The sequence below is a fragment of the Bacillus sp. EB106-04-04-XG123 genome, from assembly GCF_058791855.1.
In genome coordinates, this window is record NZ_JBYTDZ010000005.1 from 246,889 (window position 1) to 262,049 (window position 15,161).

Below are 15,161 nucleotides of genomic sequence, written 5' to 3' on the forward strand. Positions count from 1 at the left end.
TCAAATGTATTAAATCTTTGTTACAATAAGACAGCTTTGCTCAAAAGAGACATTCCAAGGTTCGACATTTTTTTAGCAATTCTTAAAAATTTTATGGTTTGATATGAAACTCTTTTGATGATCCATGCGTCTCTATAAGTGTCAAAAGAAAAGAGGTTATCAATATGCTATTCAAAAAGCTATCAGAAAATAAGTCTGTAAAATGGATAGGATATACAAGCTTTTACTTACTTATTTTGCTATTATTGTTCTTTATTTACGGATTCCACACAGCAAATACGGGATCATTCATTTACAACGATTTTTAATTGGAGATTAAACTATGAAACTATTACACACGATTCATGAATACCAGCAAACGAAACCAACACAGCCAGCATTTGTTTCTCAACAGGCGTCGATCACATATGATGAGCTTTGGCATTTATCAGACCAAATGGCTGGTGCGATCGATTCAGTCGCAGCTGGCAGTGAACCTGTCATTGTCTACGGTCATATGGAGCCAGAGATGCTGATTTCTTTCTTAGGCAGTGTAAAATCAGGCAGACCTTATATTCCGGTCGACATCTCGATACCTGTCGAGCGCATCGTCTCAATCATTGAAAGCTCAAAAGCCAGTCTATTGATATGTGCAAATGAGCAGAATGTATTAGATGTAGAAGAGCACATTGAAGTGAAGAGTGCGGCATCGCTTTTAGCACTTGAAAAAGAAGCACCGCCAGCCACGCAGTGGGTTCAACAAGATGATATTTTCTACATTATTTATACGTCTGGCAGTACCGGAAAACCGAAAGGCGTTCAGGTAACAGCCAATAATTTAGAAAGCTTTACAGAGTGGATGTGCCGCGACTTCCCAATTGGTGAGGGACGCACATTCTTAAATCAAGCACCATTTTCTTTTGACTTATCAGTGATGGATCTCTATCCAGCGCTTCAATCAGGCGGCACGCTTTACTGTTTAGTAAAAGATCTTGTCAATAAGCCAAAGGATATGTTTGCAGCACTTGGTCAATCTGACGTTGAAGTGTGGACATCAACACCATCCTTTGTGCAAATGTGCTTAATGGACCCTTCCTTTACAGGGGAGCTTTTACCAGAGCTGAAAGTTTTCTTGTTCTGCGGTGAGGCGCTTCCTGTAGCTGTAGCAAGTGCACTTCTGGAGCGTTTTCCAAAGGCGCAGGTCTTTAATACGTATGGTCCAACTGAAGCAACTGTTGCGATCACATCGATTGAAGTCACGCAGGAGATTCTTGATCAGCACGATTCTTTACCAGTCGGCTATGCCAAACCTGATACAGATATCGTCATTTTAGATGAAGAAGGCAAGACACTTTCTGATGGTGAGAAAGGCGAAATTGTCATCGTGGGGCCAAGCGTCACGAGAGGCTACTTAGGTGAACAAGCCTTAACGGATAAAGTGTTCTTTGAATACGAAGGACGCCCTGCTTACCGCACAGGTGACGCAGGTGTGGCGCAGGATGGATTAATTACGTGCCATGGTCGTCTTGACTATCAAATTAAGCTTCATGGATACCGGATGGAGCTTGAAGAAATTGAATATCATGTAAGCGAGACAACCTATGTCAATGCTTGTGTGATTGTGCCATTCCAGCCAAACGATCATGTCGAGTACTTGATTGCAGCGATTGTTCCAGCAGCTCATTCATTTGAAAAAGAGTATCAGCTGACAAGTGCGATTAAGAAAGAAATGGCGGATTCACTGCCAGCGTACATGATTCCAAGAAAGTTTGTCTATCTGGAGCAGCTGTACATGACACCAAACGGGAAGGTTGACCGTAAGAGAATTGCGAAAGAGGTTCTTCTATGATTCCGTTTAGTTCATTCTTTTTCTTCATTCTAATTGGTATTCTTCTTTTGCCGACAATCATTCTTGGTCTTCGCGGCAAAAGAATGCAGGGCTACAACATGTTTGCAACGGTTGTGGCACTCGCGCTTATTTTCTCAAAAGATGCACATGGCGCACTGCTGCTCTTCTTGTTCACGGTGTGGCAAGTCTTAATCATTCGCCTGTACCTTGCATACCGGTTAAAGGCGAATCAGTCATCCGTTTTCTATGCAGCAGTGGCGGCATCAATTTTGCCGCTTGTGCTGTCAAAGGTATTACCGTTCTTTTTAACTCATCACCCGCACCAACCGCCGCCAATAAACTGGCTGAGCTTTTTGGGGATCTCGTACTTAACATTTAAAGGTGTTCAGTTAATTATCGAGACAAGAGACGGCTTGATTAAGAAGAAAATTCCGATTCACCGTTTGGTCTATTTCATTGTCTTTTTCCCGACGATTTCATCAGGTCCGATTGACCGTTACCGCCGATTTGAAAAAGATATGGATACACCGCCAGAAAAGGAAGCATACAGTGATCTTCTATATGCCGGTATTCATAAAATTTTCATTGGCTTCTTATATAAGTTCATTATTGGTTATCTGATTCACACATATATTCTGATGAATATTCATCACATTAGCAGCAGTCACTTTGTTCAGCAGTTAACGTATATGTATGCTTACAGCATGTATTTGTTCTTTGACTTTGCTGGATATACAGCATTTGCTGTAGGTGTGAGTTATATTATGGGCATTAAATCGCCAGAGAACTTTAATAAACCGTTTATCAGCCGCAATATTAAAGACTTCTGGAATCGCTGGCACATGTCCTTGTCCTTCTGGTTCAGAGACTACGTGTTTATGAGATTTGTGTTCTTTATGACCAAAAAGAAGTGGATCAAGAACCGTATGGCTGTATCAAATATCGGGTACTTTGTCCTCTTTCTATTGATGGGTGCTTGGCATGGTCTTGCCCTTCAATATATTATTTACGGACTATATCATGCAGTTGTCATGTCCGGTTACAATTTATTTGAGAAATGGAATAAAAAGCACAAGTGGTGGCCGGATAATAAGGTCACAATGGTTGTGTCTATCATTATTACATTCCATGTGATTTGTTTCGGATTTTATATTTTTTCAGGAAAACCATTTCATCATTAATGATTAAGGGAGTAGAAAATTATGGAATTTAAAAATCAAGTATACGGTATTATTGCAGAGGTTTGCCAGGACGACGTTGTGAAAGAAAATCCAGAGATTGCGATTTTTGAAGAAGGTCTTCTTGATTCATTTGGTACAGTAGAACTGCTTATGGCAATTGAAAGTCAACTCGGAATCACTGTTCCGATTACAGAATTCGATCGTGATGTGTGGGATACGCCGAATCATATTGCTGAGCAGCTGGCAGAGATGAAGTAATGAAAAAGCGTTTTTTTGGGCCGCTTATTTTAGCGGCTGTTCTATTCATTGGTGTTCTTCTTGTACCAAATGCATGGCTCTCACACCTGATCCCAAAAGACAAATTACAAAAGTCAGCTACAGAATTAGATCCAGGGATGTTTCAAGGGCTTTATTTACAAGATGAAATGCTAAAAGATCCAACTTATTTGCCGATCTATGGATCTTCTGAACTATCACGTTTTGATCCATATCACCCTTCGAATTTCTTTCATGAGAATCCTCAAGGGTTTACACCTTATCTTATTGGAAAAGGTGGATCGCAATCATTAATTCATGCGATGAACTTTGCAGCGCATATGGATGAATTAAAAGGGAAGAAGCTTGTATTTATCGTGTCCCCACAATGGTTTGTGAAATGGGGATCTGACGAGAATCACTTTGCACCTAACTATTCAGCGCTTCAAGCGCTGAATCTCGCCTATAATAAAGAAATTGATCCAACTGTGAAAAAAGAGCTGATCAAAAGAATCATGAAGTTTAAAGCAGTCAAAAACGACATGGTGATTACAGAGCTTTTTAAAGCAGAGCTATCTGGAAACAAGTTCGCTTATGGCGCGATTTCTCCTATTGCGAAAATGTATTATGGTATGCTTCAAAAGAAAGACATGTACTATACGATTGGATCGGGGCATGAGCGCAAGCTTCAACCGTCTCCTTCAGTCAAAGGAAAAACATGGGCAGAGCTTGAAAAAGAAGCGAGCATTTTTGGTGCGAAAAGAGCAGGGGATAACCCGTTTTATATTAATCAAAAACTGTTTGACCGCAAACTGAAACCGATCATGAAGAAAATGAAGGATTCCCGTGAAGGTCATTCTTATGCCGAATCACCAGAATATAAAGATTTTCAAATCATGCTGGATATTTTAAAACAGGCAGGGGCAAAGCCTTTGTTTGTAACGATTCCTGTCAACGGAAAGTGGTATGATTACACTGGTTTTCCGAAAGAAGGCCGTACAGGTTATTATGAAAAAATCAATCGTCAAATTCGAGATAATGGGTATGAAGTCGCAGATTTGACTAAGCACGAGTACGATCCATATTTCTTTAAAGATACGATTCATGTGTCTTATAAAGGATGGGTTTACATCGATAAAGCAATTGAAAAGTTTTACAAAGAGCAGTAGAAAGAGCAGCTTTCTGCTGCTTTTTGTTTGTCGAATCAGCGGATATCTTGTATAACTGAGGGAAAAGGGCTATGCTGTAGATGGAGGCGATATGATGAATCGTTCTGAGAAAAAAGAACTATTAAAGCGTTCGAAGAAGCATTTTAATGATCATGCCTTTTGGGAAAAGCTAAAAAAGACGGCACAAAAAGCTGGTGTCTCTCTTGTCTATGCTGTGCTATTGCTTTACTATACATTGCAAAAACCCGAAGTGCCTGTCAAAGCAAAGACCTTGATTATTGGAGCACTCGGCTACTTTATCCTTCCACTTGACCTCATTCCTGATACATTGATTGGTGTAGGCTATACAGATGATTTAGGCGCCATTACATTTGCTCTGCTTCAAGTAGCAATGTACATTGATGATGATGTGAAAGGGAAAGCGAAAGACAGGCTGTCAAAATGGTTCGGCGAAAAAACCGATACGTCTTTGATTGATCAAAAGCTTGAGGATGGCGGTATGCCGTCTGCATAAAGAAAAGCCTCCGTTATTGGAGGCTTTTTTCTTTTATCCTAAAAATTTCACGCAAACTGGATGAGGGACGGTAATGTCTGATTGTAAGACAGTGAGTCGTCCTGTTTCTTTGTCGCGTTTGTATAACACGAGATTGCTAGATTCTTGGTTTGAACCGACGAGGAATTCTTCTGTTGGATCAAGTACAAAATCTCTAGGCCAGTTTCCTTCAGAAGAAGCAATCTCGACAAGGCTTAATTTGCCGTCAGCGTCTGCTTTAAAAATCGCAATGCTGTCATGACCGCGATTTCCTGCATAAACAAATTGGCCGTCTGAAGAGACATGAATAGCACTGCCTTGATTGTTCTCTGTAAAATCGCTTGGAATGGTCGCGATTGTTTGAATCTCTTCAAAATGACCATCTTCAAAGTAACGAAGCACAATGACCTCTGAGCTTAGCTCTGTCATGACATATGCCACAGGTTTCGTTGGGTGGAATGTGATATGACGAGGTCCGCTGCCTGGCTTTGTTTCAAATGTATGAGCAAGCTCAAGTTTGCCGTCTTCTTTCTTATACGTATAAATTCCATCTGTTCCAAGGTCAATAGCCACAGCAAATTGTTCATCTGGCGTGAGACCCATAAAGTGGGTGTGCGGCTTTTCCTGACGATCTTCGTTAGGGCCAGTTCCTTCATGCTGCGCCTGTGAGAGCGTGCGGATCACTGAGCCATTTTCAGCATCGATCTCATACATCTCTGCTGTCCCTTTATGATAGTTTGCTGTATACGCCGTTTTCGTTTGACTGTCCACGCTGACGTGACAAGGAGAAGCTCCATCGGCAAGCTCTTGGTTGATGAAGTGAAGTTTGCCTGTTGTTGAATCAATTTGATACGCAGCAAGGCCGCCCTGTGATCCTTTTTTCACAACAGCATAAACAAACTTTTGATCCTCTGACACGGTTAAATATGTAGGATTTTCAAGCTCAGCAGCGACTTCTACTTGCTCAATCTGCTGCTTGTCCGTATTTAATGTAAACGTATAAACGCCTTTACTGTCTCCCTTTGTATACGTACCGATATAACCTCTGATGTTAGCCATGTATTGCCCTCCTTCTATTAGATGCTCTCATTCTATCATAAATTCATAGGAAAACGCTTTAGAAAGGCATGCCAAAAGAAAAAACAAAGTCATTGAAATCTCACAATATTCATCAAAAATTATGTGAAAAAATATCACAAAAGTTTTCTCAAAAGAAAAGCGTTCATGTAAAGTAAATAAATTGAAGAAAAAATACAAAAAATTTTAAGTTTTTTCATTCCTTGTCTAGCAAAGGTGTAAGCGTATACATTTAATTTTGATTAGTCTAAATTGTCTAATAATTTTAAAAATGCTGTTGACACTGTATGGAAAGCGGCGTAAGATGGGTTCAACAAAAGCTAAACAAACACGCAGTGCAAGCGATTGACACTTCAAAATAAAGTGTCTGAAAATTCAACTACTTTTTGTTTGAAAGAGAGGGTGCTCACTGAAAATGGAAGACCAAAAGGAACAGTGGATCTTTTTAAACGATGAACTCGTGAAAAAAGAGGATGCGAAAATTTCAGTTTACGATCATGGTTTTTTATATGGCGACGGTGTTTTCGAAGGGATTCGCGTGTATAACGGAAATATCTTTCGAATGAAAGAACATTTAGACCGCCTGTATGATTCCGCCAGATCCATTATGCTGAACATTCCATATTCACTTGAGGAACTCACGGAAAAAATGATTCATACAGTTGAAAGGAACGGCCTAAAGGATGCCTATATCCGCCTTGTCGTCTCAAGAGGAGCGGGTGATCTTGGATTAGATCCTAACAACTGCGGGAGAGCCAACACAGTGATCATTGTAGAGCCGCTGGCCATTTTTCCAAAGCACCTATATGAAACGGGTATTGACATTGTGACGGTTCCAACAAGACGAAATCGTCCAGATGTCCTTAGCCCAAAAGTGAAATCATTAAATTATTTGAATAACATTCTTGTCCGAATCGAAGCCCATATGGCCGGTGTGAGTGAAGCGCTGATGCTGAACGATCAAGGGTACGTGGCGGAAGGTTCTGCAGACAACGTGTTTATTTATAAAAAAGGCAAGCTTTATACACCGCCAGGTTATATCGGCGCACTCGAAGGCATCACAAGAAATGCCATCATGGAAATTGCAGAAGACTTAGGCTACGAAGTGAAAGAAGAACCTTTCACAAGACATGATGTGTATACAGCAGAAGAAGTATTTCTAACAGGAACCGCAGCCGAAGTCATCGCCGTTGTAAAAGTTGACGGCCGTACAATCGGTGAAGGGAAACCTGGGTTCCACACAAACAAACTTCTTGAACAATTCCGTAAGCGAGTAGTTGAAGAAGGAGAAAAAGTCGTTTTTACAGATGAAAACATTCATGCAAGTTAAATAGATATCGATAAACGTTGAAGAGGACTAGTAGCTTTAGAGTCAGTATCTACAGAGAGCCGGTGCTAGCTGGAAACCGGTGTTACTTTCTAAAGTGAACTCACCTCTGAGTGTCTGTTTGAAATGATAGTAGGGCAGGCCGAGTGACATTGCTCACTCGTTACCAAAATGGACGAAAGATGTCCATGAGACGGCAGCAGGGTTTGCCGTGAACAAGGGTGGTACCGCGAAAAACAAAGCTTTTTCGCCCCTTTGACCTAGTGAAAAGTAGTGTCATTGTGGGGTGAGAAGGCTTTTTTATATGGTCTCATATCTCTATCTTGAATGGAAAAGGGTGAAAGGACTTGACTGAAGCAAGACAAAGAGGAGGAAATCAAATGGGGACAAATGTACAAATGGAGACGGAAAAATCAAAAGCACCACAAACGATGAACGGTGCACTCATGTTAATTGAAGCACTCAAAAGAGAAAAAGTAGAAGTCATTTTCGGCTATCCAGGCGGAGCAGTTTTACCAATCTACGATAAAATTTACGATTCTGGTTTATTTCATGTCCTGCCAAGACATGAGCAGGGAGCGATTCACGCAGCAGAAGGATACGCAAGAGTATCTGGTAAACCAGGTGTTGTCATTGCCACATCAGGGCCTGGAGCGACAAACCTTGTGACAGGAATTGCAGATGCGATGATTGATTCACTTCCGCTAGTTGTATTCACAGGGCAGGTGGCAACGTCAGTCATTGGATCGGATGCTTTCCAAGAAGCGGATGTACTCGGCATCACAATGCCAATTACAAAGCACAGCTACCAGGTAAGAAATCCAGAGGAGTTACCTGGTGTTATTAAAGAGGCATTCCATATCGCAACAACAGGCAGACCTGGCCCAGTCTTGATTGATATTCCAAAAGATGTCGCAGGCATTGAAGGAACCTTTGAATATGACCAGCCAATTGATTTACCTGGTTATCAGCCAAAAGTAGAGCCGAACTATTTGCAAATTCGCAAATTAGTAGAAGCTGTCAGCAGAGCGAAAAAACCAGTCATTCTAGCAGGAGCCGGCGTTCTTCATGGCAAAGCATCTGAAGAATTAAGACAGTATGTAGAGCAGCAGCAAATCCCAGTCGCTCATACATTGCTTGGACTTGGCGGATTCCCGGCAAAGCACCCTCTTTTCCTAGGGATGGCAGGTATGCATGGCACATATGCAGCGAACATGGCTCTTCATCAATGTGACCTGCTCATTTCAATCGGAGCAAGATTTGATGACAGGGTAACAGGCAACCTCAATCATTTTGCAAAACATGCGAAGGTCGCTCATATTGACATCGACCCAGCGGAAATTGGTAAGAACATTCATACCCATATCCCGGTTGTTGGAGACAGTAAGCTCGTTCTTGAAGAGCTGATCAAGCAAGACGGGAAGCAAGGGGAATCAGACGAATGGAAAAATCAATTAGATCAGTGGAAGGAAGAATATCCACTCTGGTACGTTGAAAACGAAGCTGAAGGTTTTAAACCTCAAAAGCTGATTGAATACATTCATCAATTCACAAAAGGTGAAGCCATTGTCGCAACTGATGTCGGACAGCATCAAATGTGGGCGGCACAGTTCTATCCATTTGAAAATGCAGATAAGTGGGTCACATCTGGAGGACTTGGCACAATGGGCTTCGGATTACCAGCAGCCATTGGCGCTCAGCTAGCTGATCAAGAGGCAACCGTTGTAGCAATTTTAGGAGACGGAGGTTTCCAAATGACCCTGCAAGAACTTGCCGTTATCCGTGAGCTGAACCTTCCAGTCAAAGTGATTGTACTCAATAATCACAGCCTTGGAATGGTAAGACAATGGCAAGAAATTTTCTACGAAGAACGCTACTCACATTCTAAATTTTCAGAGCAGCCAGACTTCGTAAAATTATCTGAAGCTTATGGCATTAAAGGGATCAGAATCTCATCAGACGAAGAGGCGAAAGAAAAACTCGAAGAAGCCTTAACCTCTAGAGAGCCTGTTTTCATCGATGTCAATGTAGCGAGAGATGAAAAAGTATTCCCGATGGTAGCACCGGGGAAAGGACTTCATGAGATGGTGGGGGTGAAACCTTGAAAAGAATTATTGTGTTGACTGTATTAAATCGATCAGGCGTACTGAACAGAATCACAGGCCTCTTTACTAAAAGACACTACAACATTGAAAGCATTACGGTCGGCCATTCTGAGATTCAAGATGTATCACGCATCACGTTCGTCGTCCATGTAGACCAAGAGAAAGACATCGAACAGCTGACAAAACAGTTGAACAAACAAATCGATGTTCTGAAAGTAACAGACATTACAAACCAATCAATCGTTCAGCGAGAGCTGGCTTTGATAAAAGTCGTATCTGCACCAGCATCTAGAATGGAGATCACGGGGGTCATTGAACCTTTTAGAGCTTCTATTGTAGATGTGAGCAGAGAGAGTGTCGTCATTCAGGTGACAGGTGAGTCTTCAAAAATTGAAGCACTCATTGAATTACTTAAGCCATACGGCATTAAAGAAGTCGCCAGAACTGGCACCACGGCCTTTGCGAGAGATAATCAGCAAAAGCCACAAACAAATAAAACAATTTCAATTGTCTAAACAAAAGGAGAGAGTCAAATGGTAAAAGTATATTATAACGGTGATATTCAAGAAAACGTATTAAATGGTCAAAAGGTAGCTATCATTGGTTACGGATCACAAGGTCATGCACATGCATTGAACTTAAAAGAAAGCGGCGTAGATGTCATCGTCGGCGTGAGAAAAGGCGGATCTTATACAAAAGCACAAGAAGACGGTCATCAAGTATTTACAGTAAAAGAAGCAGCAGCACAAGCAGACGTCGTCATGGTACTACTTCCAGATGAGCAGCAAAAGAAAGTATATGATGAAGAAATCAAAGATCAATTAGAAGCTGGAAACTCACTTGTATTTGCACACGGATTTAACGTTCACTTCCATCAAATTGTTCCTCCAAGTGACGTAGACGTGTATCTAGTAGCTCCAAAAGGTCCAGGACATCTTGTGAGAAGAACATATGAGCAAGGCGCTGGTGTACCTGCCCTATTTGCTATCTATCAAGATGTATCTGGTCAAGCGAAAGACAAAGCACTTGCTTATGCGAAAGCGATCGGCGGAGCAAGAGCGGGCGTTCTTGAAACAACATTTAAAGAAGAAACAGAAACGGATCTTTTCGGTGAGCAGGCAGTTCTTTGTGGAGGTCTTACTTCACTAGTAAAAGCAGGTTTCGAAACGTTAACAGAAGCTGGTTATCAGCCAGAGCTTGCATACTTCGAGTGTCTGCATGAACTGAAATTAATCGTTGACCTTATGTATGAAGAAGGATTAGAAGGCATGAGATATTCAATCTCTGATACAGCACAATGGGGTGACTTCGTATCAGGACCACGCGTTGTAGATGCAAAAGTAAAAGAATCGATGAAAGCTGTTTTGACTGATATCCAAAACGGAACTTTTGCAAAAGAATGGATCGTTGAAAACCAAGTGAATCGTCCACGTTTCAATGCAATCAATGCAAATGAAAATGAGCACCAAATCGAAATCGTTGGTAGAAAGCTTCGTGAAATGATGCCTTTCGTTAAACAAGGAAAGAAAAAGGAAGCGGTGAGCGTCGGTGCGGAAAATTAATTTTTTTGACACAACACTTCGAGATGGAGAGCAATCACCAGGAGTGAACTTAAATGCACAAGAAAAGCTAATCATTGCAAAGCAGCTTGAGCGCCTTGGGGTTAATATCATTGAAGCGGGTTTTCCCGCTTCATCCCGAGGGGATTTCTTAGGCGTACAAGAAATAGCAAGAACGATTAAAAACTGTTCTGTTGCTGGTCTTGCACGATGTGTGAAAGGTGACATTGATGCTGCATGGGAAGCATTAAAAGATGGAGTGGAGCCAAGGCTTCATGTCTTTATTGCTACTTCTGACATTCACCTGAAGCATAAACTAAAGAAAACACGTGAAGAAGTCGTAGAACAGGCTGTCGCAATGGTGAAATATGCGAAAGAACGTTTTCCAGTTGTCCAATGGTCAGCAGAAGATGCGTGCCGTACAGATCTTGCTTTTTTGGCAGAAATTGTAGAAAAGGTCATTGACGCTGGGGCGAGTGTCATTAACTTGCCAGATACAGTTGGATACCTAGCGCCAAAAGAGTACGGGAATATCTTTAAATATATGAAGGAACACGTTCCGAATATCGACCGCGTTAACTTGTCCGCTCACTGTCACGATGATCTAGGAATGGCTGTGGCAAACTCACTTGCTGCCATTGAGAATGGAGCAGATCAAATTGAAACGGCTGTCAACGGAATTGGCGAGCGCGCTGGAAATGCCGCGTTAGAAGAAATTGCAGTAGCTCTTCATATTCGAAAAGACTTTTACCAGGTCGAATCAACGATTCAATTGAATGAAATTAAGCGTACAAGTGATGTAGTGAGCAAATACTCAGGAATGATTGTGCCGCGTAATAAAGCAGTCGTTGGAAACAACGCTTTTGCACATGAATCAGGTATTCACCAAGATGGTTTCCTCAAAGAAAAAACAACCTATGAAATTATTTCTCCAGAGCTTGTCGGTGTGACAACAGATGTGCTTGTCCTTGGAAAACACTCCGGAAGACACGCGTTTAAAGACCGCATGAAAACACTAGGCTTTAAACTAACGGAAGATGAAATCAATAAATTCTTTGAGACTTTCAAGAACTTGACAGAGAAGAAGAAAGAAATTACAGATGATGATTTGATCTCTATTATATTAGAAGAAAAAGTAGCAGATCGAAAAATTGGCTACGAATTTGAAAGTCTGCAAGTGCATTATGGAACAGAACAAATGCCAACAGCAACAGTTTCTCTGAAAAACCAAGAAACACAGGCAGTCATTCAAGAAGCAGCTACAGGTGCAGGCAGTGTAGAAGCTGTGTACAACACGCTTGAGCGCTGTATGGAAGAAAGAATTCATTTGCTGGACTACCGCATTCAATCAAATGGAAAAGGCAGAGATGCACTAGCAGAAGTATATGTCACTGTTTCAATAGAAGGAAAAGAAACAGCAGGACGTGGTGTAGCGCAAGATGTACTTGAAGCATCGGCGAAAGCTTACGTCAATGCAGTGAACAGACATTTAATCTTCAAATCAAATCTAATTGAAATTGAGAAACATCACGCAATCTCATAGGAAAGGAGGAAGGTTCTCATGAAAAAGAAAATTGCACTTTTGCCCGGCGATGGAATCGGACCGGAAGTCGTGACATCTGCAGTCGCTGTCCTTCAAGAGACAGCGGCTCAATTTCAGCACGAATTCGAATTTGAAACTGCGCTCATTGGCGGTATCGCAATAGATGAAAAAAACAACCCGCTTCCAAAGGAAACAGTAGATGTATGCAAAAGCGCTGATGCGATTTTATTAGGAGCAGTCGGCGGACCAAAGTGGGATCAAAACCCGCCAGAGCTTCGTCCGGAAAAAGGCTTGCTCGCCATTCGTAAACAGCTGGACTTATTTGCTAACATCCGCCCTGTAAAGGTGTTCGATAGCTTAAGCGAGGCATCTCCATTAAAACAGGATCACATTAACGGAGTCGATTTCGTCATCGTTCGTGAATTAACAGGCGGCCTCTATTTTGGTGAACCAAGCGAACGCTATACAGATGATGAAGGTAAAGAAGCTGCCGTTGATACGCTGCTTTATACAAAGGAAGAAATTGTCCGCGTATTAAAAGAAGCGTTCGATATGGCCTTAACGAGACGGAAAAAAGTGACGTCTGTGGATAAAGCGAATGTTCTTGCTTCTAGTAAACTATGGCGTGAAGCAGTAGAGGAAGTTGCTTCTCAATATCCAGAAGTTGAATTTGAACATATGCTCGTCGATAATGCTGCCATGCAGTTGATTTACAAGCCCGCTCAATTTGATGTCATTGTGACTGAGAATATGTTCGGCGACATTTTAAGTGACGAAGCTTCGATGATTACTGGATCACTCGGCATGCTGCCATCTGCTAGTTTATCAAGCACAGGCCTTCATTTATATGAGCCAATTCATGGTTCAGCACCCGATATTGCGGGGCAAAACGTTGCAAACCCTCTGGCAACCATTTTATCAGCAGCAAGCTTGCTTAGAACATCCTTTGCATTAGAAGAAGAAGCGGCTGCAATAGAAGACGCTGTGGAAGCTGTTCTTGCCTCTGGCAAACGAACAAAAGATTTAGCAGCAAAAGAGGGAACATATCAAACGACTGAAGAAATCACTAATGCGGTTGTAGACGCACTCAAGAAGCGCGTGCAAACGATTGTATAAATAGAATCTTGTGGAATTAGATAGAGGGAGGAAAAGGGTTATGCCTCGAACAATCATCGAAAAAATATGGGATCAGCATATAGTCAAAAGCGGCGAGGGGAAACCAGACCTTTTATATATTGATCTGCACTTGGTGCATGAAGTGACATCACCTCAAGCATTTGAAGGATTAAGACAAAAAGGGCGTAAGGTGAGAAGACCTCAAAACACGTTTGCGACGATGGATCACAACATCCCAACTGTGAATCGATTTGTGATTAAAGATGAGATTGCTAAAAAGCAAGTGAGTGCCTTAGAGCGCAACTGTGCGGAATTTGGCGTTCGTCTTGCTGATCTCCATAGTGTTGACCAGGGAATAGTCCATGTCGTTGGACCGGAGCTTGGATTGACACTTCCGGGGAAAACAATTGTGTGTGGAGATAGTCATACATCAACTCACGGCGCGTTTGGCGCACTTGCCTTTGGGATCGGTACAAGTGAGGTTGAACATGTACTTTCTACACAAACGCTTTGGCAGCAGCGTCCGAAAACGCTAGAAATTAGAGTAGACGGAAAGCTTCAAAAAGGGGTAACCGCCAAAGATGTCATTTTAGCCGTCATTGGTGCACACGGCGTGAAGTTCGGTTCAGGTTATGTCATTGAATACACTGGGGAAGTATTCAGAAACATGACGATGGATGAGCGGATGACTGTTTGTAATATGTCGATTGAAGCAGGCGCGAGAGCAGGATTGATTGCACCTGATGAAGTCACCTTCGAATATTGCCGCGGCCGCAAATATGCACCGCAGGGCGAAGATTTCGAAGCTGCTATTAAAGAATGGGAAGAACTTAGAACAGATCCAGGTGCAACCTACGATAAAACCATTGTGTTAGATGGAAATAAGATTTCACCAATGGTTACGTGGGGAATTAACCCAGGAATGGTACTGCCTGTGGATGCATCAATTCCAGGACCTGAGGACTTTGCACAAGAAGATGATCAAAAAGAAGCGATTCGTGCTTACGAATACATGGGAGTCCATCCGCATCAGCGTATAGAAGATATTACGATTGAGCATGTCTTTATCGGCTCATGTACGAACTCAAGAATGACTGATTTACGCCAAGCCGCTTCTATGATTGAAGGACAAAAAGTAGCAGATCATGTCAGAGCGATTGTGGTGCCTGGCTCTCAAAGTGTCAAATTGCAAGCAGAAAAAGAAGGTCTTCATGAAATCTTCCTTGAAGCAGGATTTGAATGGAGAGAATCAGGCTGCAGTATGTGCCTTAGTATGAATAACGATGTGGTACCGGAGGGCGAACGCTGCGCGTCCACATCAAACCGTAACTTTGAAGGGCGTCAAGGGAAGGGTGCGAGAACGCATCTTGTCAGCCCGGCAATGGCTGCAATGGCTGCGATACATGGCCGATTTGTCGATGTCAGGAAGTTTAATCAAGAGAAAACAGTCGTGTAAGGAGTTGTCATAG

General features: G+C 42.0%; 14 protein-coding genes and 1 other annotated feature. Of the genes, 13 read left to right on the forward strand and 1 reads right to left on the reverse strand.

The genetic code is table 11. The annotated features are described in order from the left end of the window. Positions 1 to 158 precede the first annotated feature (158 nt). The 6 genes from AC3WTB_RS16235 (at position 159) to AC3WTB_RS16260 (ending at position 4,947) form a co-directional block, all read left to right on the forward strand. The gene (locus tag AC3WTB_RS16235; RefSeq protein ID WP_024427820.1) at positions 159 to 308 is read left to right on the forward strand and encodes a teichoic acid D-Ala incorporation-associated protein DltX; all 150 of its coding nucleotides are present in this window, start codon (positions 159 to 161) and stop codon (positions 306 to 308) included. Between the two features lie 14 nt (positions 309 to 322). Beyond that, positions 323 to 1,828, forward strand: coding sequence for a D-alanine--poly(phosphoribitol) ligase subunit DltA (gene dltA / locus AC3WTB_RS16240; RefSeq protein ID WP_492333967.1), 1,506 nt, complete (start codon positions 323 to 325; stop codon positions 1,826 to 1,828). After that, positions 1,825 to 3,009: a D-alanyl-lipoteichoic acid biosynthesis protein DltB gene (gene dltB / locus AC3WTB_RS16245; protein ID WP_492333968.1), complete on the forward strand. Its 1,185-nt coding sequence runs from the start codon at positions 1,825 to 1,827 to the stop codon at positions 3,007 to 3,009. The genes dltA and dltB overlap by 4 nt, the downstream gene beginning before the upstream one ends. Before the next feature lie 21 nt (positions 3,010 to 3,030). Next, positions 3,031 to 3,267 carry a D-alanine--poly(phosphoribitol) ligase subunit 2 gene (gene dltC / locus AC3WTB_RS16250; RefSeq protein ID WP_024423191.1) on the forward strand — a complete coding sequence of 79 codons (237 nt, stop codon included), beginning with the start codon at positions 3,031 to 3,033 and terminating at the stop codon, positions 3,265 to 3,267. After that, positions 3,267 to 4,433 carry a D-alanyl-lipoteichoic acid biosynthesis protein DltD gene (dltD, locus tag AC3WTB_RS16255; RefSeq protein WP_106025794.1) on the forward strand — a complete coding sequence of 389 codons (1,167 nt, stop codon included), beginning with the start codon at positions 3,267 to 3,269 and terminating at the stop codon, positions 4,431 to 4,433. Before dltC ends, dltD begins: the two co-directional genes overlap by 1 nt. Positions 4,434 to 4,527: 94 nt before the next feature. Beyond that, positions 4,528 to 4,947, forward strand: coding sequence for a YkvA family protein (locus AC3WTB_RS16260; protein WP_034279788.1), 420 nt, complete (start codon positions 4,528 to 4,530; stop codon positions 4,945 to 4,947). 33 nt (positions 4,948 to 4,980) lie between these two features. Here AC3WTB_RS16260 and AC3WTB_RS16265 read toward each other — a convergent pair whose 3' ends face one another. After that, on the reverse strand, positions 4,981 to 6,024 hold the full coding sequence (locus tag AC3WTB_RS16265) for a lactonase family protein (protein ID WP_492333969.1): 1,044 nt from the start codon (positions 6,022 to 6,024) through the stop codon (positions 4,981 to 4,983). Between the two features lie 433 nt (positions 6,025 to 6,457). Between AC3WTB_RS16265 and ilvE the strand changes: the two genes are divergently transcribed. The 7 genes from ilvE to leuC all read left to right on the forward strand — a co-directional run bounded on the left by ilvE (position 6,458) and on the right by leuC (position 15,148). Next, complete coding sequence (gene ilvE / locus AC3WTB_RS16270; protein WP_039180440.1) at positions 6,458 to 7,372, forward strand: branched-chain-amino-acid transaminase; 915 nt, start codon at positions 6,458 to 6,460, stop codon at positions 7,370 to 7,372. An 8-nt stretch (positions 7,373 to 7,380) separates the two neighbouring features. Continuing rightward, positions 7,381 to 7,627: a binding site (T-box leader), on the forward strand. A 122-nt stretch (positions 7,628 to 7,749) separates the two neighbouring features. After that, positions 7,750 to 9,474 (forward strand): acetolactate synthase large subunit, encoded by a 1,725-nt coding sequence (gene ilvB, locus AC3WTB_RS16275; protein ID WP_025092480.1) that lies wholly within the window; start codon positions 7,750 to 7,752, stop codon positions 9,472 to 9,474. Continuing rightward, positions 9,471 to 9,989, forward strand: a complete 519-nt coding sequence (ilvN, locus tag AC3WTB_RS16280) for an acetolactate synthase small subunit (protein ID WP_007501584.1) — start codon at positions 9,471 to 9,473, stop codon at positions 9,987 to 9,989. Before ilvB ends, ilvN begins: the two co-directional genes overlap by 4 nt. An 18-nt stretch (positions 9,990 to 10,007) precedes the next feature. Next, the gene (gene ilvC, locus AC3WTB_RS16285) at positions 10,008 to 11,036 is read left to right on the forward strand and encodes a ketol-acid reductoisomerase (protein ID WP_024423187.1); all 1,029 of its coding nucleotides are present in this window, start codon (positions 10,008 to 10,010) and stop codon (positions 11,034 to 11,036) included. Next, entirely contained in the window at positions 11,023 to 12,576 is a 1,554-nt protein-coding gene (locus AC3WTB_RS16290; protein ID WP_039180437.1) for a 2-isopropylmalate synthase, read from the forward strand. The genes ilvC and AC3WTB_RS16290 overlap by 14 nt, the downstream gene beginning before the upstream one ends. An 18-nt stretch (positions 12,577 to 12,594) precedes the next feature. Next, positions 12,595 to 13,692, forward strand: coding sequence for a 3-isopropylmalate dehydrogenase (leuB, locus tag AC3WTB_RS16295; RefSeq protein ID WP_126681514.1), 1,098 nt, complete (start codon positions 12,595 to 12,597; stop codon positions 13,690 to 13,692). 40 nt (positions 13,693 to 13,732) lie between these two features. Continuing rightward, complete coding sequence (gene leuC, locus AC3WTB_RS16300) at positions 13,733 to 15,148, forward strand: 3-isopropylmalate dehydratase large subunit (RefSeq protein WP_039180431.1); 1,416 nt, start codon at positions 13,733 to 13,735, stop codon at positions 15,146 to 15,148. Positions 15,149 to 15,161: the final 13 nt, after the last annotated feature.